22 protein-coding genes are annotated in these 26,111 nt (G+C 67.6%); 7 read left to right on the top strand and 15 right to left on the bottom strand.

Features of this window, described 5'->3' with window-relative positions; translation table 11 throughout:
- The first annotated feature begins 4 nt into the window (after positions 1-4).
- The gene (locus CP958_RS02260) at positions 5-1,438 is read left to right on the top strand and encodes a hypothetical protein (RefSeq protein WP_096700390.1); all 1,434 of its coding nucleotides are present in this window, start codon (positions 5-7) and stop codon (positions 1,436-1,438) included.
- 70 nt (positions 1,439-1,508) lie between these two features.
- Here CP958_RS02260 and CP958_RS02255 read toward each other — a convergent pair whose 3' ends face one another.
- The 6 genes from CP958_RS02255 to CP958_RS02230 all read right to left on the bottom strand — a co-directional run bounded on the left by CP958_RS02255 (position 1,509) and on the right by CP958_RS02230 (position 9,500).
- Positions 1,509-3,443 carry a CoA-binding protein gene (locus CP958_RS02255; protein ID WP_096700418.1) on the bottom strand — a complete coding sequence of 645 codons (1,935 nt, stop codon included), beginning with the start codon at positions 3,441-3,443 and terminating at the stop codon, positions 1,509-1,511.
- Between the two features lie 73 nt (positions 3,444-3,516).
- A complete protein-coding gene (locus CP958_RS02250; RefSeq protein WP_096700389.1) occupies positions 3,517-4,449 on the bottom strand; it encodes a dimethyl sulfoxide reductase anchor subunit in 933 nt (310 codons plus the stop codon).
- Positions 4,446-5,099 (bottom strand): 4Fe-4S dicluster domain-containing protein, encoded by a 654-nt coding sequence (locus CP958_RS02245; protein WP_096700388.1) that lies wholly within the window; start codon positions 5,097-5,099, stop codon positions 4,446-4,448. The genes CP958_RS02250 and CP958_RS02245 overlap by 4 nt, the downstream gene beginning before the upstream one ends.
- Entirely contained in the window at positions 5,096-7,879 is a 2,784-nt protein-coding gene (locus CP958_RS02240; protein WP_096700387.1) for a molybdopterin-dependent oxidoreductase, read from the bottom strand. The genes CP958_RS02245 and CP958_RS02240 overlap by 4 nt, the downstream gene beginning before the upstream one ends.
- On the bottom strand, positions 7,876-8,286 hold the full coding sequence (locus CP958_RS02235) for a LysR family transcriptional regulator (protein WP_096700386.1): 411 nt from the start codon (positions 8,284-8,286) through the stop codon (positions 7,876-7,878). The genes CP958_RS02240 and CP958_RS02235 overlap by 4 nt, the downstream gene beginning before the upstream one ends.
- A 383-nt stretch (positions 8,287-8,669) precedes the next feature.
- Positions 8,670-9,500 (bottom strand): hypothetical protein, encoded by an 831-nt coding sequence (locus tag CP958_RS02230; protein ID WP_242442697.1) that lies wholly within the window; start codon positions 9,498-9,500, stop codon positions 8,670-8,672.
- 210 nt (positions 9,501-9,710) lie between these two features.
- On the opposite strand from CP958_RS02230, the gene CP958_RS02225 reads away from it, so the two are divergent.
- The 4 genes from CP958_RS02225 to map all read left to right on the top strand — a co-directional run bounded on the left by CP958_RS02225 (position 9,711) and on the right by map (position 14,858).
- On the top strand, positions 9,711-12,362 hold the full coding sequence (locus CP958_RS02225; protein ID WP_096700384.1) for a bifunctional acetate--CoA ligase family protein/GNAT family N-acetyltransferase: 2,652 nt from the start codon (positions 9,711-9,713) through the stop codon (positions 12,360-12,362).
- A 75-nt stretch (positions 12,363-12,437) separates the two neighbouring features.
- A complete protein-coding gene (locus tag CP958_RS02220; protein ID WP_096700383.1) occupies positions 12,438-13,745 on the top strand; it encodes a phenylacetate--CoA ligase in 1,308 nt (435 codons plus the stop codon).
- Between the two features lie 125 nt (positions 13,746-13,870).
- The gene (locus tag CP958_RS02215) at positions 13,871-14,077 is read left to right on the top strand and encodes a ParD-like family protein (protein ID WP_096700382.1); all 207 of its coding nucleotides are present in this window, start codon (positions 13,871-13,873) and stop codon (positions 14,075-14,077) included.
- A gap of 1 nt (position 14,078) precedes the next feature.
- Complete coding sequence (gene map / locus CP958_RS02210) at positions 14,079-14,858, top strand: type I methionyl aminopeptidase (RefSeq protein WP_096700381.1); 780 nt, start codon at positions 14,079-14,081, stop codon at positions 14,856-14,858.
- A gap of 25 nt (positions 14,859-14,883) precedes the next feature.
- On the opposite strand, the gene CP958_RS02205 is transcribed toward map, so the two are convergent.
- The 5 genes from CP958_RS02205 to CP958_RS02185 are packed head-to-tail and all read right to left on the bottom strand — an operon-like array spanning position 14,884 to position 21,144.
- The gene (locus CP958_RS02205; protein WP_096700417.1) at positions 14,884-15,306 is read right to left on the bottom strand and encodes a DUF411 domain-containing protein; all 423 of its coding nucleotides are present in this window, start codon (positions 15,304-15,306) and stop codon (positions 14,884-14,886) included.
- Between the two features lie 14 nt (positions 15,307-15,320).
- The gene (locus CP958_RS02200; protein WP_242442696.1) at positions 15,321-16,031 is read right to left on the bottom strand and encodes a cytochrome c; all 711 of its coding nucleotides are present in this window, start codon (positions 16,029-16,031) and stop codon (positions 15,321-15,323) included.
- A gap of 23 nt (positions 16,032-16,054) precedes the next feature.
- Positions 16,055-19,156, bottom strand: coding sequence for an efflux RND transporter permease subunit (locus tag CP958_RS02195; RefSeq protein WP_096700379.1), 3,102 nt, complete (start codon positions 19,154-19,156; stop codon positions 16,055-16,057).
- A gap of 5 nt (positions 19,157-19,161) precedes the next feature.
- Positions 19,162-20,721, bottom strand: a complete 1,560-nt coding sequence (locus CP958_RS02190) for an efflux RND transporter periplasmic adaptor subunit (RefSeq protein WP_096700378.1) — start codon at positions 20,719-20,721, stop codon at positions 19,162-19,164.
- A 51-nt stretch (positions 20,722-20,772) separates the two neighbouring features.
- Entirely contained in the window at positions 20,773-21,144 is a 372-nt protein-coding gene (locus CP958_RS02185) for a hypothetical protein (protein ID WP_096700377.1), read from the bottom strand.
- Between the two features lie 140 nt (positions 21,145-21,284).
- Between CP958_RS02185 and CP958_RS02180 the strand changes: the two genes are divergently transcribed.
- Both CP958_RS02180 and CP958_RS02175 read left to right on the top strand, forming a co-directional pair.
- The gene (locus CP958_RS02180) at positions 21,285-21,632 is read left to right on the top strand and encodes a PilZ domain-containing protein (protein ID WP_242442695.1); all 348 of its coding nucleotides are present in this window, start codon (positions 21,285-21,287) and stop codon (positions 21,630-21,632) included.
- Between the two features lie 71 nt (positions 21,633-21,703).
- Positions 21,704-22,864, top strand: coding sequence for an ATP-binding protein (locus tag CP958_RS02175; protein ID WP_096700375.1), 1,161 nt, complete (start codon positions 21,704-21,706; stop codon positions 22,862-22,864).
- On the opposite strand, the gene rarD is transcribed toward CP958_RS02175, so the two are convergent.
- The 4 genes from rarD to CP958_RS02155 all read right to left on the bottom strand — a co-directional run bounded on the left by rarD (position 22,845) and on the right by CP958_RS02155 (position 26,038).
- Positions 22,845-23,732, bottom strand: a complete 888-nt coding sequence (rarD, locus tag CP958_RS02170) for an EamA family transporter RarD (RefSeq protein WP_096700374.1) — start codon at positions 23,730-23,732, stop codon at positions 22,845-22,847. The genes CP958_RS02175 and rarD overlap by 20 nt on opposite strands.
- A gap of 31 nt (positions 23,733-23,763) precedes the next feature.
- A complete protein-coding gene (locus CP958_RS02165; protein ID WP_096700373.1) occupies positions 23,764-24,270 on the bottom strand; it encodes a ferritin family protein in 507 nt (168 codons plus the stop codon).
- A 158-nt stretch (positions 24,271-24,428) separates the two neighbouring features.
- Entirely contained in the window at positions 24,429-25,058 is a 630-nt protein-coding gene (locus CP958_RS02160; RefSeq protein ID WP_096700372.1) for a response regulator transcription factor, read from the bottom strand.
- A gap of 248 nt (positions 25,059-25,306) precedes the next feature.
- On the bottom strand, positions 25,307-26,038 hold the full coding sequence (locus tag CP958_RS02155) for a CHAP domain-containing protein (RefSeq protein WP_242442694.1): 732 nt from the start codon (positions 26,036-26,038) through the stop codon (positions 25,307-25,309).
- Positions 26,039-26,111: the final 73 nt, after the last annotated feature.

Genomic DNA, 26,111 nt, shown 5'->3' with positions numbered 1-26,111 from the left:
CGGTATGAGCAGGGTACCGCTTACCGGCTGGAAGTTGGGGTATCACACCCTGACCTTCGTGCTGGTGGTGCTGCTGCTCATGGCGCCGGCCATCTGGAACGGCTATCCGCTGATCTACTTCGACAGCGAGGATTACGTCGAGATGGCGTTCTCCTTCCAGCCGATCATCTGGCGCATCATGACCTACGGGTTGTTCTGCTCCATCGCCAAATTCTTCGGCACCCTGTGGGCCATGCCCCTGGTGCACGCCATCCTGACCACCTGGGTGCTGCATGAGGCGGTGATGGGCTTCATCGGCCGCTGGCGCCACATGGTGTTCCTGGGCGTCGGGCTGGCGATCGCCCTGTTCACCGGCCTGCCCTGGGTGTCGTCGCAGGTGCTGGCCGACGTCTTCGCCGGTGTCGCCGTCCTGGGCGTGGCGGCCCTGGCCTTCGGCGAGGGGCTGCAGCCCTGGCGCCGCTTCGCCCTGACGGTGATCACCGCGATCGCCATCTGCGTCCATATGAGCCACGTGGCGGTGGCGGCCGGTCTGCTGCTGGTCCTGGCGGTGGTGTGGCTGGGGTCGCGCTTCCTGCTGCGCATGCCCCGGCCCCGCATGATCGGCCCGATCGTGGCCATCGTCTGCGGCATCCTGACGGTGCCGGTCAGCCACTATTTCATCATGGGCCGTTTCGTGTTTTCCGAATCGGGGCAGGTGCTGCAACTGGCCCTGTTCGTCCAGAACGGCATCGCCAAGAAGTATCTCGACGAGGTCTGCCCCCAGGGTGCCGACCTGGAGATGTGCGACCACAAGGACGAACTGCCGCGCACCGCCGACGAGTTTCTGTGGGGGGATTCTCCTTTCGACGAGCTGGGCGGCTGGACCGCCATGCACGACGAATCAGGGCGCATCGTCTCGGGGGCCATCCGGCTGTTTCCCCTGGACGTGCTGAAGGCGGCGGCGGCCAACACCTGGGAACAGATCGATTCCATCGAGAGCGGCGAGGACCTGGTGCCCATGACCTGGCACTTCGTCAAGACCCAGTTGCGGCGCTATCCCGACGAGTTCAAGCAGTTCCGCTTCGCCCGCCAGCAGCGGCGCCCGGCCATCGATTTCCACACCATGAACGCCTTCCAGATTCCCATCAATCAGGCGGCCGAGCTGGTGACCCTGGTCCTGCTGGCGGTGGCATGGCGGCGGCGCGACCGCACCACCACCGGGCTGGCGATCGTCGTGGTGGCGGCCATCATCGGCAACGCCATCGTCTGCGGGGCGCTGTCCAATCCCCACGACCGTTATCAGAACCGGGTGGTGTGGCTGGCGCTGTTCACCGCCGTGGTGGGGGCGGTACGCCTTGACCAGCGCTTTGCCGGCCAGCGGCGGCTGTCCATCCGCGCCGAGAACGAAGCCCTGGAGGCCGAGGCCGCCCAGGCGGACAAGAAGAGGCCCTCGGCCTGATCTTCGCCAGGACCCGCCGTCATCCCCGACAGCGCGGGTGCGCTGCCGGAATGACGGTGGCGAGGAGCGGCTACTTCCCCTTCAGGGTATCGGCGTAGAGGCGGGCCTCGACATAGCGGGTCAGGGCCTTGGTGCCGCGCATGCAGTTGCGGAACACGCAGACGCCCTTGTCCATCAGCCCGGCGGCCATGGTGTCGTAGAGCGGTCCGCCGTCGACGATGGCGACGATGGGCTTGTCGTTACGCTCGACGATGGGCGGGAAAAGGTGGAGGCTGCTCTTGGGATTGGCCAGGTCCCAGCCGGGACGCAGCTTGCTCTCCACCAGGGCCATGACCGACGGAGCGGTGGGGTCCATGCCCACCACCACGGCGTCGATATTGGGGTCCTGGGCGAAGGCCTCGGTGATGGACAGGTGGCACTCGTCGTCGGCGCCGGGATTGATGTCGATGGAGTTTCTGACGGTGACCAGGGCGTCCAGTTTCTTGTCCACCAGGATCTGCTGCACCTTGGCCACGGTGGCGGGGGTAAGTTCCCCCATCTCCAGGCGGAAGGTTTCGGCGACGGTGGAATCGGCGATGCCCACCGCCTCGAAGCCGGCCCCCGAGATGCCGCCCACCCGGTTGCCGCCGATGGTCTTATGGTGGAAGGCGCCGGCGATGTAGAACAGGTCGTCGAAGGTGTCGACGTCCTCGGCCACCATGGCGCCGGCCTGGCGCACCACCGATTCGAACAGCACCGGGTCGCCGGCCACCGAGGCGGTATGGCCCATGACGCCGGCCGCGCCGGCATCGGTGCGGCCCGACTTGTAGACCACCACCTGCTTGCCGCCGGCCACGGCGCGGCGCACGGCGCGCACGAAGTCGAGGCCGTCGCCGTCCTTGAAGCCCTCGACATAGATGCCGATGGTCTCGATATCGTCGCGGGCGGTGAAATAGGTCAGCAGATCGCCGTGGGTGAGATCGGTCTGATTGCCCAGCGCCAGCATGTAGGCGGGGTCCAGCCACGGATTGCGGGAGAGGCGGGTGATCATGAAGGCGCCGGACTGCGACAGCAGCACCGAATTACGCTTGGCCTTCTTCTGCGGCTTGGGCAGGCGCTCCAGGGGGATGAACCACGAATCGTAGCCGCCGGGATGGCTGACCACGCCCAGGCAGTTGGCGCCCAGGAACACCGGGCCGCCGTCGCCCTTGCCATGGGCGGCGTTGATGCGGGCCGCCAGGGCGGCGGCCGGCTCGCGGCTGGCCTCGGTCTCGCCCAGGCTGCCGGGGATCAGCATCACCGCATGAACCTTGTCGGTGGCGATGATCTCATCCACCAGGGGATAGACGGCGCCCGACGGCACCGCGACGATCAGCAGGTCCAGCTTGGCCGGCAGGGCGGCGAGGCTTTCCACGCACTTGACCCCGTCGATCTCGGTCTCCTCGGGGCGGATGATCACCAGCCGTTCCTTGGGGCAACCGCTGCCCATCAGGTTCTTGAGGATGATGCGGCCGAAATTCATGCCGTTGGCCGACACGCCGATGATGCCGATCTTTTCCGGATGGATCAGCTTGTCGATCTTGGCGATGGGCCGGGCCAGCCGGGTGGGGGCCGCCTCGCAAGGCCGGGAGGTGACGGAGCCGCGCAGGCCCGCCTTGTCGGCGGCAAGTTCCAGAACCACCTCGCCGGTGGTCCCGGCCGCCTCGGAACGGCCGAAATCGATCAGGGCGGCGAAGCAGCGCTCCAGCGCTGCGTCGGGGGCATTGCCCCGGGCCGCCAGCCGCTGGTAGGCGAAGGTGCGCTTGAAGCGGGCCAGGAAGCCGGCGCCATCGGTCAGTTCCACCGAGGCGTGGATGACGGCGCGGTCCTTGTGGAACACACCCTCGGCCAGGGCGGCGTCGCGCGCCCCCAGCCCGGCCGACAGCACCATGCCGAATTCACGGGTGTTGATCAGGACGACGCGCAGGTCGTCGCCGCTCTCGCCCACCGCAACGCCCAGCGCCGCGGCATCCAAAGTCTTGACCATCAAAAGCCTCTCCTCTCTTTCGCTCGCTCTCGCGCACGGAAATAGGGAGACGCTCCCACCGGCCGGGCGATGCTTATTTCTTGCTGTTGTCCTTCGGGACCTCGCGCCAGCCCGGCTTGAAGCCGGGGCCGGACGTCCCCCCGCCGCGGGCGGGGGAATGGTTGATGGCGAATCCCTGGTTCTGGGCCGCCTTGGTGACGATGACGATCTTCATGGCCCAGCCGCCCGCCATGGCGGCCAATCCGGCGGCGGCCAGGGCGGCGGCGCGGATGTCCGGCTGGATGCCGGCGATCACCAGGAAGGCGATGGGGATGATGTTGCCGCCCAGCGTGAAGGGCATGGAGAAGCGGATCAGCACGGCGGCCGCCTCGACCGGCGCCTCGCCCTCCACCATGCGGCGGCGGTAGAACATCCACACGAAGATGCGGGCGGCGATGGTGGCGACCAGCGTGCCGGCTACCCATTCGGGCGCCCCGCCGTCCAGCACCAGGGTGCCCAGGACCAGCAGGACACCGGCACCCTCGGCCAGACCGCTGGCGATGGTCAGCGGCAGGATCAGCGGCGAGCGCCAGGTGGGAATGCCCTTGGCGGCTTCCAGGATGCGGGCCTGGCAGTAGAGATAGGCCACGGCCGGAATCCACACCAGCTTGGCCAGATCGGGCCAGATCAGGGCGGCGGCGCCCAGGGGGAACAGCACGCCGGCGACGAAGGCTTCCCGCGTCATCCAGCTACGCTTGCCGCCCAGCAGGACGTTCAGCGCCCGCAGGGGACGGCCGATCTCGAGGAACACGCTGAACAGGCCGAGGCCGACCAGGGCGAGGCCGGCGATCAGCAGCACCCGGCTGTACAGGCCGCCAAAGGCGCCCAGCGAGGTGAGGATCAGCAGGCCGGTACCCGACCCGCCGCCGATGAAATTGCCGGCGGCGCGCAGATCCCAGGCGGTCTGCAGCCAGGGGGACAGGCCCAGGTGGCGCATGCCGGGGGCGTCTTCGAAATCCTCGCTCATTCGTCCTCGGTCTCCCACAGATAGTGAATGTTGGGACCGGTCCCGAGTTCCTCGTGCATGCGGAACGACTTGTACCGCTTCAACAGCTTGCTGACGTTGCTGTTCGGGTCTTCGGTGTCGCCGAACGTCAACGCCTTGGACAGGCAGGAATTGACGCAGGCGGGAGTCGCTTCCGGCGCCACTCCGGGGGTCAACCCGTTGGCCAGCCCGTAATCGACCCGGTCGACGCAGAAGGTGCACTTCTGCGCGACGCCAAGCAAGCGTTCGTCGTAACGCGCCCGCTCATTCTGCGTTTCGGCGTCCTTGAAGGCGAAGGTGGGCTTGGAGACCTTGTAGCGGGCCTGATAGGGACAGGCGACGATGCAATAGCCGCAGCCGATGCAGATGTCGTAGTCGATCATCACCATGCCGTCGGCGCGCTTGGTGGTCGCCGTGGTCGGGCAGACGTCGCGGCACGGCGGCTCGTCGCAATGCATGCAGCCCACCGGCACGAAGACGCGGCGCACGTCGGGGAAGGTGCCCACCTCCATGTCCAGCACCTTGCGGTACTGCACGCCGGGCGGCGTGGCGTTGGCATGACGACAGGCGGTGGTGCAGGTCTGGCAGCCGACGCAGCGGCCCAGATCGGCGACGATGGCCCATTTGGTCATGACCGCCTCCTCTGCTCGCCCCGCCACCCCTGCTCGTCAGGTCGCGCCTTGCGGATGGCGACCCTGGACAGATCGGCGGCCGAGCCGGTGGCGTCGGTCAACTGCATGGTCATGGCGGTCAGGCGGTTCATGCTGGGCACGTCGAAGTCCTTGGCCACCGGGGTGGCCCAGTGGTCGAACTGGCTCATCATCAAGATGGTGTCGGGGCGGATGCCCTGGGACAGCACCACGCGGCCGGCGACGCTCTTGCCGGTGGGCGCGGTGACGACGATGCGCTCGCCCTCCTTGACGCCGATCTTGCGGGCGGCTTCCGGGTTCATCACCACGCCGTCATGGCCCTTGATGTTGCCCGACACTTCCCGCATCAGCGGGATGTGCATGTTGGAGCCCCAGGCGTATTGCATGGACCGCGCGGTGACCACCCAGAAGGGGAAATCCTCCACCTTGCCGCCGTGCTCGACCACGCTCTGTTCCCAATAGCCGGGGAAGTCGTGCCAGTCCATCAGCGGCCGGTACTCGGTCAGCTGGTGATCCCACCAGGTGATGCCGGCTTCCTTCAGGCGGTTGCCCAACTGACGGCCGATGCGGGTCAGGCGCTCCTGGTAGGGCAGCTCGTAGCGCAGGCCCTTGGCCTTCAGCGCCGGGGTCAGGAACCAGTTGGTTTCCGGGAACGGAATGGTGCGGAAGCCGTTCTGCTTCCACCAGTCCAGGCCCTGTGATTCGGCGCCGTCGGTCAATTCGGCGGAAGCCGAGCGGCAGGACGCATCCCACACGTCTTCCAGGGTCGGAACCTTGTCCAGCGGCAGGCTGAAATCCCATTTGGGACCCTTGAGCGGCACGCCGTGGGAGCCGCGGTTGATGGCCGCGACGTACTTTTCCTGCAGGCCGGTGCGCACCGCCAGATCGGTGGCGATGTCGGTGAAGTCGCGGGCCTCGCCCTGGGGCTTGACGCTGGGCTGGCGCAGCGCGAAACCCTGGGTCTTCCAGTACTGCTCCTGGAACTTGGTGCCGCCGATGCGGATCAGCTGCGTGCCTTCCAGGTCGGTGGCGTCGGGCAGCAAGATGTCGGCGAAGTGGTTGGTCTCGTCCCGGGTATGGGCGAAGCACACCACGAAGGGCATGTGCGACACCACGTCGGCCACCCGGTCGGTATCCCAGAACGAGATCACCGGATTGGTGCGGTAGACCAGCAGGAATTCCGGGAAGGTGGCGCGCGGAATCTGATCCTGGGGCTCGTCCAGGAACATGTACGAGAACTGGGTCGGCCCCAGCGCCGGGCTCCACGAGGAATTGCCCACCAGCGGCACCAGCATCTTGTAGGCGTTCCGGATGATCGGATTGGCCTTCCAGGTGTCCCTGTCGGTGGGATTGAAGGGGTATTCCATGAAGCCGTCGAGGCAGCCCTCGAAGCTTTCCAGCCGGTTGGCGGCCGGGCGGTTGATGCGGATGGTGGTGCCGATGGTGCCGCCGGGAACCTCCAGCGCGCCCACCAGCACGGCCAGCATGGTCCGGGCCCAGCAGCACTCGGCGCCGCCCCAGCCGTTGTTGACCGTCTTGCCCAGCGTCACCGCCACCGGGCGATAGGGCATGGTCTGCCCATCGATGTCGATGGTCTGGCCGACGCAGGCGTTGTCGAGGAACTCGTTGGCGATCTTGCGGATACTCGCCTCGGGCACGTCGCAGACCTTGGCGCCCCAGGAGGGCGTGTAGTCCCTGATGTGCTCGGCGAACTTGGTGAAGGCGGTGACGCCTTCGACGTCGGTGTGCTCCCAGCGCTCGTCGTCGGCGCCCAGCGTCACGGCGCGGGCGACGGTAAAGCGGCCCTCCAGGGCGGGAGTCGCGCCGGCGGTGTCGTGGGGTACGGCGCGTCCCGTCCTCTCGTCCCACAGCAGCGGCTTGTTGGTCTCGGGGTCGCGCAGATACCAGCCGTCGGGGCCGATCAGATAGGGGCTCGACGTGGTGTTCTTCAGGAACTCCAGATCGAGGCGCTCGCGCTTGGCCTCGTGGACCAGCACGTTCAGAAGCGTCATCAGGAAGGCGGCGTCGGTCTTGGGCCTGATGGGCAGCCACTCGGCCGAGCAGGCGCCGGTCACCGACAGATGCGGTTCCACCTGGATGCGCTTGGCGCCGCGGGCGCGGGCTTCGGCGTGGCGGTAGACGCCGCAGACGCCGCCCGACGCTTCATGGTTGGCGCCGCAATTGATGATGTAGTTGACGCGCGGCGTATCCGGCGTGATCACGTAGCCGCGATGCCAGAATTCGCCGTACAGGTGCTCTGAGTGATAGCACTTGACGCCCTGACCCGAGCCGAAGCCGAAATCGATGGGGCCCCAGGCCGACAGGAAGGCGGTGAGCGAGCCCATGTACTGGGTGGGCGTGCCGGCGCCACCGAACGAGGCGGCGAACTTGGGATAGCCGGCCGCGTCCACCAGCCCCTCGGCGCGGATGGTCTTCAGCTTCTCGGCGATGGTGCTCATCGCCTCGTCCCACGAGATGGGCACGAAGCCGGGGTCCTGGTCCTTCCCCTTCTTGGGGTTGGTCCGCTTCATGGGAGTGAGGATGCGGTGCGGCGTATAGGACTTCTGAATCAGTCCGAACGCCTTGACGCAAACCTTGCCCTCGGCCGGGTGGGTATCGGCCGCCTTGAAATTGGGCTCGATCTCGGTGGCGACGCCGTCGACCACCTTCACGGTCATGAGGTCAGGGCCCGCCACACACTGGTAGCAGTACGTCTGGACCTTCTCGACCTTCCCCCCACCCCCGGCCGGGGCGGCGCTCATGATGCGCTCTTGGCCTTTTCGGCCTTCGCCAGCAGGCGGGCCTTGGTCTGCTCCACGCCGACCACGAAGCGCTTGTGCACGCCCTTGCCGATGTTGTCGAGCGAGTCCTTGGCGGTGAACGAGAAGGTCACGCCCGGTCCCTTGACCTCTTCGATGGTCACGGTGATCTCGACCCACTGGCCCAGCAGGGTCGGGGCCAGATGGTCGACCTCGACGCGGGTGCCCACCGAATCCTCGCCTGCATCGGAATGCTCGAGCAGCAGGTCGCGGGCCGTGACCTCCATGTCGTAGATCAGCGCCGGGGTGTTGTAGACCCGCGCCTCGTCGCCCATGAAGCCGATGGTGCGGCCCTTGTCGACCTCATAACGGCGGGTGGCGGTCAGACCGGCGACCAGCGAGCTCTTCATAAGGAAATCCTCCCGGATGGATGGCGGGACGGCCTGTTTCGGCGCCCCTTGATTTCCTCAGTTATATTACATCTATGCCGTTTGTGTCAAAAGTTTTGTATCATATAAGGGGTGGCCATGGGGTGCTGCGCAGCAGCAATATCCTTGAAATAACCACAAAATTCTTGAGCGGCTCTCCATATGCCAAGCCCGATCTTGGTGCATCGCACAACAAGAGTGACGCCACTTGAATCGGGAACGCATCACTTTTGTCCAGGTAATGTTCGGGCGTGAATGACTGGCCGCCGGAAGAGAGTTCTTCCGGCGGGGGGTCATTTATGTATTCCGGTACTGGTTTACTTATTTTGATCGGGGCGCCGATCCCGTTTGGCGATCGGCTTGCGTCAGGACGTCGACTTCAGACCCATGACGATTTTATCGAGGCCACGGAACGCGGCGGCCAGTTCCACATGGGCCTCGCGCATGGTGCCGGCATCGGGGCAGGGATGACCGCCGATCCGGTTGGCCTGCAGCATGCGCAGGCCGGCGGCGAAGGACTGGCCCTTGATGAACTTGGCCACGTGGTGGACGGCGGCGTAATGCACCGCCAGATGGCCGGCCAGACGTTCAGGCAGCAGATAGAGGGCGCCTTGCACCGCCCGCCAGCCGTAATCCAGGTCGGCCAGGGCGACGACGGCGGAGACGAAGGACACGCCGGCCTCGGCATTGGGCGGGACCGGCACCGCCTCGAAGGCCTGGATGCGGGCTTCCAGCTCGATCACCAGTGTGGCGGCGGCCGACTTGCGGCGGTTGGCCTCGTCGCGGCGCCGCCCGGCATTGGCGGTGGCGATACCCACCAGTCCGGCCACCAGGGCGCCGAGGGCGATCATCAGTGCCGCCACCCCGCTCTGGGCCAGCAGGGGCAGCAGGCCGGACTCGGTCGCCGGCGTCGCCACGGGAGGCGGCGGCGGGGGAGGCGGCGGGGCCATCACCGGTACGGCCGGGGCTAGAGCCGGAGCGGGGGGCGTCACCGGAACTGTCACCGGAGCCGCTACCGGAGCGGGGACCTCGGCGCCGGGCAGGGGGCGCACCGCCTGGAAGCCGGGGGTTTCCTCGGCGGGAGACGGGGGAGCGGACGGCAGGGGCTGGACCAGGGGGGCGGGAGCGGGGCCTTCGTCGGCGGCCAGGACCGGCGCGGCGCAGGCGAGGGAGAGGAGGAATGCGGCAACGGCCATTCTCAGCATCTGGACACAATCCCGAATCTACGGCGAACCCCTTAAGCGGCGCACCATAGACCAAGGCCGCTCCGGCGGGAAGGGAGGAGAAAAATCCCGGATTCGACTCCCCCGATCTTTCGCCGTCATCCCGCAGGCGTGTCGGTTCCATCCGTGATGGCGGCAAAAGGAGGCTTGCAATTTCCGCAGTGCGGCAGAAACTCGACTCCCATGAGCATTCACAACCTTTCCTTCCTGTTCGAGCCCACTTCGGTGGCGGTGATCGGGGCCTCGGACCGGCCGCGTTCGGCGGGTGCCGTGGTGATGCGCAACCTGCTGGCCGCCGGGTTCAAGGGCCCCATCATGCCGGTCCATCCCAGCCATCGTGCCGTGGCCGGCGTGCTGGCCTATCGCGACGTGGAGACCATGCCGCTGACGCCTGATCTGGCGGTGCTGTGCACGCCGGGCGATACGGTGCCCAAGCTGCTGGACGCCCTGGGGCGACGCGGCACCAAGGCCGCCGTGGTCATCGCCGGCGACGTGGACAAGGACGCCATGCTGGCGGCGGCGCGGCCCTGGGGCCTGCGCATCCTGGGGGCCGGGGCGCTGGGCGTGCTGGTGCCGCGCATCCGGCTGGACGCCAGTTTCTCCCATGTCCCCGCGCTTCCGGGCAAGGTGGCCTTCGTCTCGCAGTCGGGGGCGCTGTCCACCGCCGTGCTGGACTGGGCCAGGCCGCGCGGCATCGGCTTTTCCCACTTCATCAGCCTGGGCGATGCCCACGACATCGATTTCGCCGACGTGATGGACTATCTGGCCAATGACGACCAGACGCGGGCCATCCTGCTCTACATCGAATCCATCGGGGCGCGGCGCAACTTCATCCCCGCCGCGCGTGCCGCCGCCCGCAACAAGCCGGTGCTGCTGGTCCGCGCCGTGCCCGAGGCCGAGGACCATCCCATCGGACCGTTCCTGGCCGAATCCCTGGCGCGGCCCGAGGACGCCTTCGACGCCGCCATTCGCCGGGCCGGCGCGCTGCGCGTGCACGACATCGACGAGCTGTTCGGCGCGGTGGAGACCCTGGCCCGCGCCAAGCCCATGAAGGGCGCCCGCCTCGCCGTGCTGTCCAATGGCGGCGGCACCGCCATGATGGCCCTGGCCGAGATGGGCGGGCCCGGCGGCGGCCAGATGGCCCAATTGTCCGATGAAACCCTGCGCAAGCTCACCGCCCTGATGCCGCGCGGCTGGAAGGCGGCCAATCCGGTCGATTTGGGCGTGGATGCCGGCGGCAAGCGCTATGCCGACATGCTCCGCGTGCTGATCGAGGCCGAGGAGGTGGATGCCTCCCTGGTGGTCCATGCCCCCAACGCCATGGCCGACGGGCTGGAGGCCGCCCAGGCGGTGATCGACGTGCAGAGGCGCCATGGCGGCGCGGTGCTGACCTCGTGGGTGGGCGAGGAAGCCGCCGCCCCGGCCCGCAAGCTGTTCGCGGAAGCCGCGCTGCCCACCTACGACACGCCCGGCAGGGCGGTCCGTGCCTTCCGCCATCTGGTCAACTATCAGCGCAACCAGGACATGCTGATGGAGACGCCGCCCTCGCAGCTTGGCGGCTTTGCCGCCGCCAAGGGCACGGCCCGGCTGATCGTCGGGCGCGGCCTCAACCAGCCCGGCGGCAATCTCTCCGAGCCCGACGCCAAGGCCCTGCTGTCGGCCTATGGTATCCGGACCCAGGACACCCGTCTGGCCGCCGATGTCGAGGGTGCCGCCGCCGCCGCCGACGCGGTCGGCTATCCGGTGGCTCTGACCATCGCCTCGCCCGACGTGGCCCGCAAATGGGACGTGGGCGGCGTGGCGCTCAATCTGGAAGACGCCAGCGCGGTGCGCTCGGCGGCCGAGGGCATCCTGCGCCGCGTCGAGGAGAGCCGGCCGGAAATCCGCGTCGACGGCTTCACCGTCCAGCGCATGGCCTTTCGCCCCAATGCGCGGCAACTGATCGTCGGCGTGGCCTGCGACCCGCTGTTCGGCCCGGTGCTGGTGTTCGGCGAGGGCGGCCGGGCCGTGGAGGTGATCCGCGACCACACGGTGGGCCTGCCCCCCGTCAACCTGCCGCTGGCGCGCGGCATGGTCGGGCGGACCAGGGTATCGCGCCTGCTGCAATCCCACGGCCGGCGCCCGGCCGTCGACCTGGACGCGGTGGCCGAGGTGCTGGTCCGCGTGTCGCGCATGCTGGCCGACAATCCCGAGATCGTCGCCTGCGACATCAACCCGCTGTTCGCCGACGAGCACGGCGCCCTGGCGGTGGATGCCCGTATCCGGGTGGCGCCGTGGGAGGATACCGACCTTCGCCACTTCTCCATCCTGCCCTATCCCGCCGAGCTGGAAGAGACGGCCAGGCTGCATGACGGCTCCACCGTCACGCTCAGGCCCATCCGGCCCGAGGATACCGTCGCCCATTCCGAGATGATGAGCCGCATGACGCCCCAGGACCTGCGGCTGCGCTTCTTCGGTCAGGTGCGGCAGATCCATCATAACCAGATGGCGCGACTCACCCAGATCGACTACGAGCGCGAGATGGCCTTCATCGCCACCAGGGCCAACAAGGACGGACAGCCCGAGACCCTGGGCGTGGTGCGCACCGTCACCGATCCCGACAACCAGCGGGCCGAACTGGCGGCGCTGGTGCGCTCGGACGTCAAGGGCACCGGGCTGGGCAGCATTCTGATGGACAAGATCGTCCGCTATCAGCGCGCGCGCAAGACCCGGGCGATCTATGCCCAGATCATGATCGAGAACGATGCCATGATCCGTCTGGCCGCCAAGGCCGGTTTCAAGAAGCAGCGCTCGGACGACCCCGACGTGGTCGAGATGGTGCTGGAACTGGAGTGACGTCCGGTCGAAACCCTTGCGAACGGCTTGGCCACGGGCGATAAACCCGCCTCGACCTATGGAGGGGGGATCGGTATGAGCGGAACCTTCATGTACGCGCCCGAGGCGGAGCGGCTGGACCGCCCGGCTTTGGCCCGGCTGCAGCTGGAGCGGCTGCGGGGCCTGCTGGCCCATGCTTACGCCAACGTTCCCCATTACCGCGCCGCCTTCGACGCCGCCGGGGTCAAGCCCGACGATTTGCGGCACCTCGAGGATCTGGCCCGCTTCCCCTTCACGGTGAAGGCCGATTTGCGCGACAACTACCCCTTCGGCCTGTTCGCCGTGCCGAGAGAGCGGGTGGTGCGCATCCACGCCAGTTCCGGCACTACCGGCCGCCCCACCGTGGTGGGTTATACCGAGGCAGACCTGGATACCTGGGCCGGGCTGATGGCCCGTTCGCTGGCCGCCACCGGAGTGCGCCCCGGCGACGTGGTGCACAATGCCTATGGCTACGGCCTGTTCACCGGCGGGCTGGGCTTCCATTACGGGGCCGAGCGGCTGAAATGCTCGGTGGTGCCCATGTCGGGCGGCAATACGGAAAAGCAGATCGGCCTGATCATGGATTTCGGGGCGCGCGCCCTGGCGGCTACGCCCTCCTATGCGCTGAATATCGCCGAGGTGGCCGAGCAGATGGGCGTCAGCCTGATCGAAGCCCCGCTGGCGATCGGCGTGTTCGGCGCCGAACCGTGGAGCGAGACCATGCGGGCCGAGCTCGACCGCCGTCTCGGCATCAAGGCCTGCGATATGTACGGCCTGTCCGAGATCATGGGGCCGGGTGTCGCCATCGAATGCGAGCACCGGGTGGGGCTGCACGGCTGGGAAGACCATTTCCTGTTCGAGGTAGTCGATCCCGAGACGCTGGAGCCGCTGCCCATGGGGGCGGAGGGCGAACTGGTCATCACCACGCTGTCCAAGCAGGCCCTGCCCATGGTGCGCTACCGCACCCGCGACATCACCCGGCTGACCGACGAGCCCTGCGCCTGCGGCCGCACCCATGTGCGCATCCTGCGCGTCACCGGACGCAACGACGACATGATGATCATCCGCGGCGTCAACGTCTATCCCAGCCAGATCGAGGCGGCCCTGGTCGGCTTCCCCGGCGTGGCGCCCCACTACCTGCTGACGCTGACCCGCCAGGGCTCTCTCGACCACCTGACCGTGGAGGTGGAGGCCGAGGACAGCCGGGACGAGGACGACCGCGCCCATCTGGCCCGTCAGGTCCGCCATCACCTGAAATCCCTGGTGGGCATCTCCTCGGAGGTGCTCGTCCGCCTGCCCGGCGAACTGCCGCGTTCGCAGGGCAAGGCGGTGCGGGTCCGGGATTTGCGGAAAGAGGCGGAGTAGGCCGTGGCGGCAGGTTCGCGACGGCTTTACGGCATTCGGTTGACCGCGAACATACGAATCATATACATTTCATGTGTTCGTCAACTTTAAGAGACATCCATGGGCATCGTATTTAAGAGACATCCATGGGCATCGTAAAAATCGACGACGACCTGCATGAGGAAGTCCGTCGGGCCAGCACGGTGATGTGCCGGTCCATCAATGCGCAGGCCGAGTTCTGGATGAAGATCGGCATGCTGGCTGAAGCCAATCCGACCCTGTCCTTCAACGACATCGTGAAGATGCAGTTCGCGATGGCGCATGTGAGTCTGGGGGACTTGGCGGTCGCCTGACATGGTGAAGACCCCGGACGAACTGGCGCTCATGCGCGTATCAGGCAAGATGCTGGCCTCCGTCTTCGAGATGCTGGACGGGCAGGAACTTGCCGGCATGTCGACATTGCAGGTCAACGATCTGGTCGACCGCTTCATCACCGTGGACCTTGCCGCGCATCCGGCGAGCAAGGGGCAGTATGGCTTCAAATACGTTCTGAACTGCTCGATCAATCACGTCGTCTGCCACGGCGTGCCCGATCCGGGCGAGATCATCCGTGACGGCGACATCATCAACCTCGACATCACGCTTGAAAAGAACGGCTTCATCGCGGACTCGAGCAAGACCTACCTGATCGGCAATGCCCCGATGGCCGCGAGGCGGCTCGTGCGGGTTGCCCAGGAGGCGATGTGGAAAGGCATAAAGCAGGTGCGGCCCGGAGCGCATCTGGGGGACATCGGCTTCGCGATAGAACGGCATGCCAAAAGGAACGGCTATTCGGTGGTGCGGGAATATTGCGGGCATGGCATCGGCCGCGAGATGCACGAGGAACCGCAGGTGCTCAATTTCGGGCGGCCGGGAACGGGCCTGAAGCTGTGCGAGGGCATGGTCTTCACCGTCGAGCCGATGGTGAACCAGGGTACCCGCAAGGTCTCGACCGAGAGCGACGGATGGACGGTGGTGACCAACGACCGGAAGCTCTCCGCCCAATTCGAGCATACGGTCGCGGTCACGAGGAGTGGCGTCGAAGTGCTGACCCTGCGCCACGACGAGACTCCGATGCTGGAATCCCGAGCATGACGCCACTGATGTCCGTTTTGCCGCGTCAGTAACGCCCGAACACCTGCGAGCCTTCGGGGCCGAAGGTGCGGACGACGTTTTCCTCCTTCGGCCCACCCATACCGGGCGAACCCATGGGCATGCCGGGCGAGGCGATGCCCCGCACCTTGGGCTTGTCCTTCAGCAGGCGGTCGACCGCCTGGGCGGGGACGTGGCCTTCCAGCAGGTAGCCGTCCACCCTGGCGGTGTGGCAGGACTGCAGGGGGCCTGGGATGCCGTGGGTCTGCTTGATCCGGTCGATGTCGTCCACGTCGATGGATTTCACCGTATAGCCGGACTGGCGCATGTGTTCGGCCCAGCCTTCGCAGCAGCCGCAGGTGGGCGACTTCCACATGGTCACCTCGCGCTCGGCGGCGAAGGCGGGCAGGGCGGCGAGGAAGGCGAACAGGACGGCGGCAAGGGTCTTCATGGTCATCTCCCTCCTCAATGGTGCCCGTGGCCGGCATGGGGATCGGCGGCGGCCGCCGGGGCGCTTCCCAGCCCGTTGGCCGCCTGCATGGCACGGATATAGGCCAGCACGTCCTGGTCCTGGCCGGGCTTCAGTCCTTCGGGCTTGGGCATGTCGCCGAACTTCCACATATGCGACTTGGCGCCCGTATTCATGGCCGCCAGGATGACGTCGTCGCCGTGGGCCGAGCCCAGGGCGTAGAACGGGTGCAGCAGCGGCGGACCGTTGTCGCTGCCGCGCAGGGCGCCGCCGTGACAGGTGGCGCACACCGCCTCGAACACCTTGCGCCCCGCTTCCGCCTGGGGGGAGAGGGTGGCGGGCGCCACCACCTCGGACTGCATGAAGCGCACCGACAGCGGCTTGCCATCCACCTGCAGTCCCAGCACGGCGGCCAGCTTGTCGCGGGACTTGACCGGCGCCTCGGCGATCAGGGTGTCGTCCTTGGCGCTCAGCGGCAGGTCCAGCTTCTGGCCGCCCAGCAGCAGGGTGGCCTTGCCCGACGCCTTGACCGGCTTGTCGTCGTGATCGCGCACCCAGACCTTGATGGCCCCGTCGCGCACCGCGAATTCCGCGCGGTAATCGCCGGTCTCGGCGATCTGCCCGCCGAAGAAGGCGGCCAGGGTGCCGTGGGCCAGGGCGGTCGGCACGGCGAGGAAGAGGGCCAGGGTGAGAAGGCGTGTCTTCATGGTCGAAATCTCCTTGGGCGCGATCATGTCCGCACCTCTTGTCCAAGTCCAGTCAGGGCCTTGCGGCCCAGCAGCAGCACCACCACCGGGGTAACCAGGGTGTCGAGCAGGGTCGACGACATCAGGCCGCCGAAGATCACCACCGCCACCGGGTGAAGGATTTCCTTGCCCGGTTCGCCCCCGGCCAGCACCAGGGGAAGAAGCGCCAGGGCCGCCACCAGGGCGGTCATCAGCACGGGCGTCAGGCGTTCCAGCGAGCCGCGGATGATCATGGCCGGGCCGAACGCCTCGCCCTCGTGGCGCATCAGGTGGAGGTAGTGGGTGATCTTCATGATGCCGTTCCTGGACGCGATGCCGGCCAGGGTGACGAAGCCCACCATGCCGGCCACCGACAGCGGCAGTCCCGACAGCCACAGGGCTCCCACGCTGCCCACCAGGGCCATGGGGATGTTGGCCATGATGATCAGGGCCAGGAGCCCGGAGCGGAAATGGGCGTGCAGCAGGGCGAAGATGGCGGCCAGCGACACCAGGGCCAGGATACCGATCAGCCTCGTGGCCTCCTGGCGGCTCTGGAACTGGCCCTCATAGGCGATGGTGTAGCCGGGGGGCAATGTCATGCCGCCCAGCTCCGCCTGCATATCCTCCATGATGGCGCCCAGGTCGCGGCCCTGGGAATTGGCGAACACCACCACCCGGCGGCGCAGGTTGTCGCGGTTGATCAGGTTGGGGCCCTGGGTCTCCACCACTTCGGCCACCAGGGCGAGAGGCACCTTGCCCGCCGGGGTGTCGACCAGGATCTGGCGGAAATCCGAGGTCTGGGCGCGCCAGTCCTCGGCCAGACGCAGCACCAGATTGGTGCTGCGCTCGCCGTCCCTGACCTGGGACACCACCTTGCCCTGCAGCGCCGCTTCCAGGGTCTCGGTCAACTGGCCGAGGCCGAGGCCGTATTTGCGCGCCTCGGCGCGGTCGAGGCGGATCTGCAACTGCGGGATCAGCACCAGCTTTTCCACCTGTAGATCGGCGACGCCCTTGACCCGTTGCATGCGTTCCTTGGCCTCGGCGGCCAGGGTGCGCAGCGTATCGAGATCATCGCCGAAGATCTTGACGGCGATTTCGGCCCTGACGCCGGACAGCAGATGGTCGAGGCGGTGCGAGATGGGCTGGCCGATATTGACGCTGATGCCGGGAATCTGGGCCAGCCGGCGGCGCAGATCGTCCAGGATGGCGTCGCGCGGTCTTTTCGACGGGTGCAGGTCCACGTCGATTTCCGAGTAATGGACGCCCTCGGCGTGCTCGTCCAGTTCTGCGCGCCCCGTCCGTCGCCCGGTGGAGGCGGTTTCGGGGACCTGGGCGATCAGTGTCTCGGCGATGGTGCCGATGCGGTTGGATTCCGACAGCGAGGTGCCGGGCGGAAGTACCACGGTGACGGTGACGGTGCCTTCGTTGAAGCTGGGCAGGAAGGTGCGGCCCAGGAACGGCACCGAGGCGCCGGCTCCGATCATCAGGACCAGGGCGGGGACGATCACCGCCCTGGGATTGGCGAAGGACCAGTCCAGCAGGCGGCGGTCCCAGTCCTTGAGACGGCGGACCAGGGCGGAATCGCCGTGGCCCATCACCTTGGCCTTGGGCAGCAGCAACAGCGACAGGGCCGGGGTGACGGTCAGCGACACCACCAGCGAGGCCAGGATCGACACCACATAGGCCAGTCCCAGGGGCGCGAACAGCCGTCCCTCGATGCCCGACAGGGCGAACAGCGGCAGGAAGGCCAGCACCACCACCATGGTGGCGTAGACGATGGAGTTGCGCACTTCGCTCGAGGCCTCGCGCACCACGTCGAGGGTGGGGCGGGGCTCCGGCAGGGCGGCGTTCTCGCGCAGGCGCCGCAGGATGTTCTCCACATCCACCACCGCATCGTCCACCAGTTCGCCGATGGCGACGGCGAGGCCGCCCAGCGTCATGGTGTTGATGGAGAGATTCATGGCCTGGAACACCAGGGCGGCCACCACCATGGACAGCGGAATGGCGGTCAGGCTGATGAAGGTGGTGCGCATGTTCATCAGGAAGGCGAACAGCACGATGGCCACCAGCACGGCGCCGTCGCGCAAGGCCTCGGCCACGTTGCTTACCGCGCGGCGGATGAAGTCGGCCTGGCGGAACAGCACCCGGTCGGCCTCGATGTCGGGGGGAAGGGTCCGGCCGATCTCGGCCAGGGCGGCCTCGACCTTCCTGGTCAGGGCCACCGTATCGGCGCCCGGCTGCTTGGATACCGCCAGGATCACCGCCGGGTGGGCGTCGATGGCGGCGTCGCCGCGTTTGACGCCGGCGCCGTTGCGCACCTCGGCCACCTGATCGACGGTGACGGGGGCGTTGTTGCGCCACGCCACCACGGTGTTGCGCAGATCGTCCAGGTCGGTGGTCTGGCCGATATTGCGGATCAGGAACTCGGCCGAGCGCTGTTCCAGGAAGCCGCCGGTGGTGTTCCGCGCAAAGCCGGCCAGGGCCTTTTCCACGTCGGCATAGCCCAGGCCCAGGGCCGACAGCTTGGAGGGCGAGACCTGGACCTGAATCTGGCGGACCTCGCCGCCCATGGGGATCACCTGGGCGATGCCGGGAATGGACAGCAGGCGGGGCCGCAGCACCCAATCGGCCAGGGAGCGCAGTTCCATGGGCGGCGTGGCGCCCGCCTTGGAACGCACGCCGACCAGCATGATCTCGCCCATGATGGAACTGACCGGCCCCATGACGGGATTGATGCCGGCGGGCAGCAGGTCGCGCGACGAGGCCAGCCGTTCGGCCACCAGTTGCCGGTTGCGGTAGATGTCGGTGCCCCAGTCGAACTCGACGAAGACGATGGACAGACCGACGCCGGAATTGGAGCGCACCCGCACCACGCCGGGGGCGCCGTTCATGGCGGTTTCGATGTGACGGGTGACCAGGGTCTCCGATTCCTCGGGGGCGAGGCCGGCGGCCTCGGTCATGATGGTGACGGTGGGGCGGTTCAGATCGGGAAAGATGTCGATGGGCAGCCGGGACAGCACCAGGGAGCCATAGACGGTGACCGCCAGGGCGGCGGCCAGGACGAACAGCCGATGACGCAGGCTGAGGGCGATGATGGCATCGAACATGGCCGCTACCTCAGCGCCTTGAGTTGCTCGACGCCCTGGATCACCACCCGTTCGCCGGCCTTGACGCCCTCGATCTCGGCCAGGGGGCCGACCACCCTGTCCACGCGGATCGGGCGGGCCTCGAAGGTCTCGGGCGCGGTGCGCACGAACACCACCTGACGGCCGCCGGCCTCGGCGATGGCGGCGCGTGGCACCGCCATGCGCAGGCGGGTGGCGCCGGTGGCCAGGAAGACGTCCAGCGGCATGCCGATGCGCAAGGAGCGCGCCTGGGCCTCGGGCACCGCGAAGACGGCATGCACCCCCTGGTCCAGGGCGTCGACCCGCGGACTGACGCCCAGCAGGGTCAGCGGCACCGCTTCGTCGGGCAGCAGCCTGGTGGCGGCGGTGGCGGCGCCGATGCGGGTGGCCAGGGCCAGATCGTGGACCACCGCCTCGACCCGCACGCGGGCCGGATCGACGATTTCGATCATCGCCTTGTCCACCGCCACTACCTCGCCGGGAACCACGTGGACGTCGGTGACCACGCCGTCGACGGGGGCGCGCACCAGTTCTCGTCCCAACGCGGTACCCAGAAGCTGGCTGCGCTCGCGCCGCAACTGGTCGAGGCGGGTGCCGGTATCCTCCACCAGCTTGGTGGCGACCAGCCCCTTCAGGGCGTGCTGCCGGGAGGCTTCCCGCTCGTTGATGGCGATCTCGCTTTCCACCCGGTAGAGGGCGGCCCGCTTGTCGGAGCGCTCCAGGGTGGACAATGTCGGTTCCAGCACGGCGATCACCTGACCGCGCCTGACGGTCTGACCGGGGACGGGTAGCGGGAATTCCGGGTCCGAGACGATGCGGGCCGGCTGCGACGGCTGCACCTTGGCGAAGCCGGCCGGATCGGGCACCACGCGGCCCACCACCCGGACGGTCTCGGCCGCTTCGGCGGATTCCACCTTGTGGGTGCGGATACCCAGCAGGAACTGGGTGGGCTTGTCCATCACCAGCATGGCGCCCGGCTGGGCGGCGGGCGCCTCGGCGGTGGCGGCGTGGTCGTCGTGGCCCTCGTGCGCCCTGGCGGCGGGAACGGCCAGCACCAGCAGCAGCACGGCGGTGCCGGCCCGGCGACGGCCGAGCCACCAGGCGCCGATCACCAGCACGGCGCCGATGGCCGCGCCGCCGGTCCAGTGGCGCCAATGCTCCACCGGAGCGGGCGCCACGGCGGGCGGCGGCAGGGGCGCGATGCCACGGGCCAGCAACAGATCGTCGCGGCCGCCCGCGCTGACCATCAGGGTGAGGTCGGTGCCGGTGGCCGGCGGCACCCAGGCCAGGGCGTAGGTACCCGGTCCGTCGGCGGCGACCGCCTTGCCGCTCCAGCCCTCGGCCTCGGCGTCGATGACGGCGTCGGCCACCGGGGCGTTGCTGTCCAGATCGGCGAGATAGAGCAGGGTGCGGCCGTCGGTGCCGGGCACCAGCACTACCTGGAAGGCGTCGCCTTCGCTGCCGATACCGGGTGTGACCGGCTGGGCCGCCAGGACGGATGGGAGGAGCGCGGCCCAAAAGGCCAGCGCCAGGAAACGTGCGAGCATGGGAGATTATCCCTGAAACGGTGAATCCGGACAGACTTCAGGCGTGCGGATTCAGAGTCTGGGTGGCTCGGCGGGCGGCCCGCTCAGCGCCTGTGTGACCAGACGCACGGGCTGGGCGGCCTGGGGCGGCGCCAGGGTAAAGGTCACCGGCGCTTCTCCGGTCATGCCGGGCAGAGTGGCGGCGGCGGCGGCGCAGCCGGTGAACAGGCAGCGGCAATCGGGGCAGCCGTGGTCGGCGGCCTTGGGCTTGGCGGCCGGGGTTGCGTCGTCATGGCAGGGCATGGCGTGCTCGGCGGAGGCTCCGTCATGCTGATGGTGCATGGCCTCGCCGGCCTGGGCGGCGCCGCTCCAAACGGCCAACCCCACCACCAGCAGCAATGCCGGCAGGCCGAGTCGGAACAGGCGGGAGAGGACGTCACGCATGAGGGCACTATGCGCGCAACGGCGCGGCCGGGGCAAGAGGGATCGGGGCACCCGATATCCTTCGGTATATGGCCTTGGATATTTGGGCCTGCAGGTTCCATGTTAAGCTGGGAGCGTTCGAACAGGTCCGGATTCATGCCATGCCCGATGATCAAGGACACGAGAGGCGGCGCTATCCCCGCTTCCACGGGTTGCATCTGATGGCCAATATCGGCGGCAAGCTGGTACGGGTGGCCGAGATTTCCGCCGGCGGCATGACGCTGGAGGCGGGCTTCAAGGTCACGGACAGCGCCCTGCGCTTCACCCTGTATCCCAGCGACAACGGCAAGCTGGACATCAATCACGGTATCGGCGGCACCTGCCGCGTGGTCCGCGAGGGTTCCAAGTTCGTCGCCTTGCGCTTCGATCCGGCCACCTACCGGCTGGTCAAGTTCATCGCCGAATGTTCCGACACCGGACCGGAAAAGGATTCCTTCCTGACTCCATGATTTCATCTCCTTAGCGTTTTGGCATGTGCGGCAAAGGAGTTAGTCTGTGCCGATTACGTTAGGGATCGGTCATGGGCAAACGGGGCAGTTCGGGGGAGGGCGGCGGTGAGCGCCGCAATCAGGATCGTCGCCGGTCGGATATCGGGGCGGCTCTGCGGCGCATCGAGACCAAGTTCGCCACGGTCTTCCGCGCCTGTCCCGACCTGATCGCCATCACGGCGCGCGATACCGGCCGTTTCATCGAGGTCAACGACGCCTTCGAGCGCATCATGGGCTGGACCAAGCCCGAAACCATCGGCCGCACGTCCGGCGAATTGGGGACCTGGGAAAGCCGGGCCGAGCGCGATCGCATGATCGCCGCTCTGGGCGACGCCACCCGGCTGGAAAATTTCGAGGTGCGTTTCCGCCGCAAGTCGGGCGAGGTCTTCACCGCCCTGATGTCCCTGGAAGTGGTCAACCTGAGCGGCGAGCCCAGCCTGATCTTCGTCGCTCGCGACATCAACCAGCGCAAGGCGGAGGAGATGCTGCTGCGGCGCTCGGCCGAGGAGTTGGAGCGCTCCAACATGGAGTTGGAGCGTTTCGCCTACGTGGCGGCCCACGACCTGCTGGAGCCCTGCCGCACCATCTGTTCCTTCGCCCAGATGCTGGAGCGCAAGCACGGCGCCATCCTCGACGACGAGGGGCGCGAGTATCTGGATTTCCTGGTGGGCGGCGCCCAGCGCATGCGCGATCTGATCCAGGGGGTGCTCGGCTATTCCCGGGCGGGCATGGCGGCGGCCCAGATGGTCGACGTGGACATGGACGATCTGGTGAAGGTGGTGATCGCCGACCTGGGCAGCGCGCTCGAGACCCGGGGCGGGGCCATCGAGACCGGCCCCCTGCCGGTGGTGCGCGGCGATCCCGCCCAGTTGCGCCAGCTGATGGTCAATCTGATCGGCAACGGTCTCAAATTCCATGCCGAGGACGGCAGGCCCCGCGTGCGGGTCGCCGCCGAGAGTCTTGAAGGCGAATGGTGCGTCACCGTCGAGGACAACGGCATCGGCATCGACCCGGAATACCAGGACGACATCTTCGGCATCTTCCGGCGGCTGCACGGACCGGACCGCTATCCCGGCGCCGGCATCGGCCTGGCGGTGGCGCGGCGTATCGCCGAAGCCCATGGCGGGCGCATCTGGGTCGAATCCGAGCCGGGACAGGGAGCCCGCTTTCGTTTCACCCTGCCGATGGTTTGAGGCTCTGGCGCCAGCTGTCCACCAGATAGAGCCCGATGGCCGCCCAGATGCAGCCGAAGGTGATCAGGTGGGGCAGGCTGGGATGCTCGCCATAGACCAGCACCGCCAGCAGGAAATGCCCGGTGGGCGCCAGGTATTGGAAAAAACCCAGCGTGGTGTAGCGCAGGCGCGACGCGGCGGCGGCGAACCACAGCAGCGGCGCGGCGGTGACCGGCCCGCCGGCCAGCAGGGCGGCGGCCAGGGCCGGGGTGCCGCCCAGGATGGGGGAGCCCGCCGCCATCCTCCAGGCCAGATAGCCCACCGCCAGCGGGAACATCAGTCCGGTCTCCACCGCCAGTCCGGTCAGCGGCGTCACCGGCAGCCGCTTGCGCAGCAGGCCATAGATCCCGAAGGTTCCCGCCAGGGTCAGCGCCGCCCAGGGCGGTGTGCCGGTGGCGACGGCCAGTTCGACGATGCCCGCCAGGGCCAGGGCGACGGCCACCCATTGCAGGGGACGCAGCCGCTCCTTCAGCACGATGACGCCCAGCGCCACGTTGACCAGCGGGTTGAGGAAGTAGCCCATGCTGGCTTCCAGCACGTTGCCCTCGCCCACCACCTGGATGAACACCAGCCAATTGACGCTGATGCACAGCGTCGAGGCGGCCAGGACCAGCAGCCGGCGGCGTGAGGCCAGCAGGACGAAAACTTCGTCCCAGCGCCTCAGCCAGGTCAGCATGAGGGTGACCGCCAGCAGCGACCAGACCACGCGATGGGCCAGGACCTCGGCGGGCGGTACGGTGGCCACCAGTTTCCAGAAGGCGGGAAACAGGCCCCAGGTGCCGTAGCAGGCCAGGGCGAACAGGACGCCGCGGCGATGCTCCGCGCTCACGGTTCACACCGGAGCGCGGAGGGGGCGGGCGTCAATCGGCGACCAGGGCCTCGTCCGGGTCCTCGGCCCAGTCGTGCTCCGGTTTTGGTGTTCGGGCAATCCATGCTTCCAGTTCCGCCACGTGTTCTGCTTCTTCGTCGGCCATTTCGGCGGCCAGAATCCGGACATCCGGGTCGTCGCTGCCGGCGGCTTCGTCGGCATAGAAGCGGTGGCCCCGCTTCTCGTTGTCCAGGGCGAAATCCAGGGCATGCCAAGCGGTCATCATGTAATGGGTGGCGCCGGGCGTGCCCACCTCGGGCGGTTCGGGCGTGTTCCACCGGTACTGCCAGGACTTCAGCTTGGGCAGGTCATGCCCGTTGGCGCGGGCCGCCACCGACGCGCCGTGCAGGCGCGAGAACTTGGCCATCTGGCGGAACAGCTCGGCCACTTCCCGGTTGTTGTGGATTTCCATGGTATCGGCCAGTTCGTCGTAACGATCCGCCGCTTCGTTCTCCATGGCCAGGGCGTGGGCCAGGAACAGGGCTACCTTGGTGGTCATGGGCAGTGTCCTCCTGCTTGAACCGAGGCGACGGGTGGCGGCGGCGCCTCTCCGATATCAGCAGTATGCCCCATGACCGCCCCCTCGGCCATGTCCCTTCCGCAGGTGAGGACATGACCGAAAGGTCAGGTTGTTTCCGGGGACTTCGGTCCCTTGGGTTAGCGGGATTCCCGCCCCTTGAGGTAGAAGGCCACCGCCTGGGCGCGGTTGCCGACGCCCAGCTTGTCGTAGAGGTTCTTCAGGTGGAACTTCACGGTGTTGAGCGAGATGTCCAGCTGGGCGGCCATCTGCTGGTTGGTCAGGCCGCCGGCCAGGGCGGCCAGCAGCTCCCGCTCGCGCGGTGTCAGGCCGGCCAGCGGGTCGCTGGCCAGGGACGACACGTCGATGAACGGGAACACCATGCGCCCGGCGGCGACGGCGATGATGGTGTCGAGCAGTTGCTCGGGCGGTTCGCGCTTGGAGCAGAACCCGGCGGCGCCCAGGGTCATGGCCTGGCGCGGCACGTCGGGATTGGGGCTGCCGGTATAGACGATCAGCCGGGGGGCATCGACCCGAGCCCGCAAGGTCTGCAGGACTCCGCGCCCGTCCAGGTAGGGCATCTCCCACCCGATGACCCCGACATCGAACGGGGTCTTGTCCACGGCCTCGATAAAGCGTTCGCCATCGCTGGTCACCGCGGCGACGGAGAACCGTTCGTCGCCGGAGAACAACTTGATCAGACTGCTCTGAAGCAGTGGATTCTTTTCGGCGATGACGATGGTGATCGGTCGGCTCTGCTGCACGGCCATAGATCCAGATCCTTCCCCCAGGAGCCCTTAGTCTAGTCTCAGACCCCGCCCTCCTGAGGCCGTGATCTTACCGTTTGTGGGAAAAACCGCAAACCTTGATCGCAGGTTACCCACACTTTTCCTACACCACGGCGGGGGGAGGGGGCCATCCTGGGGCGTCCTGCCCGGAAATTGGTGGCCGGAACAAATAAAAGGCCGGCTGCCCTAGACGGCAGCCAGCCCTATGGGATATATCGTTAGGCTTAGGGTTAGGCCTGTTCCGCCCACGCGCGAGCGTCGAACTTGCCCAGGTCGCTGTCACTGGCGGGCGAGGCGGCCGGCAGGGCGGCAGCGGGAGCCTCGACCGGGGCGCTGACCTTGGCCTCGATGACCTTGGCCTCGACGACCGGGGCCTGATGAACGGCCGGCTCGGCCTTGCGGACGGGGGCGGCGACGGGTTCGGCCTTGGCGTGGACCGGAAGCTCGGCCGGGGCGGCGGCCTGCGGACGCGGCGCCTCGGTGCGTAGCGAGGCCTGCACCACGTTGCCGCCGGGGCGATACACGAAGCCCTGGGTCTTGTAGGTGCGGCTGCCGTATTCGCGGGTCGGCTGGTACCAGACGCGGACCTCGCTCCAATCGTTCTTGGGCGAGACGTCCAGCACGGGGACCGCCTTGGTCACCTGGCCACGGCCGGCGCTGCGATGGGGAGCCCAATTGGCGTGGTCGACCAGCACCACCCGGCTGCCGGCGGTGCCGCGCACCACCGAGACATGGCCGTGGGACATCTTGCCCTGGCGCTTGAACACCAGGACCGAGCCGACCTTGGGGGCATTGCCGCGGTCATAGACGCCCTGGGCGGCTTCCCACCACTTCCAGGCGTCGCCCTTGAGATTGAGGCCGGTGACTTCGCGAGCGTAGGTCACGCACTGCAGGGTGGCATTCGCTTCGATCGGCAGGGCCAGGCAGAGCGCCGCCGCGAGCAGGATGATCACTTTCCGCACCGGTTCCCTCCCTCCGGTTATTGGTGAAGTCGATTGTGTCTATGTGAAAAGCCAATGGCAACCTGTTTCCGCA

Origin of the sequence: Magnetospirillum sp. 15-1, from assembly GCF_900184795.1 — a bacterium.
Taxonomy (GTDB): Bacteria; Pseudomonadota; Alphaproteobacteria; order Rhodospirillales; family Magnetospirillaceae; genus Phaeospirillum.
The sequence above is the reverse complement of the archived record's forward strand: the minus strand, read 5'-3'. Positions and strand labels throughout refer to the sequence as shown.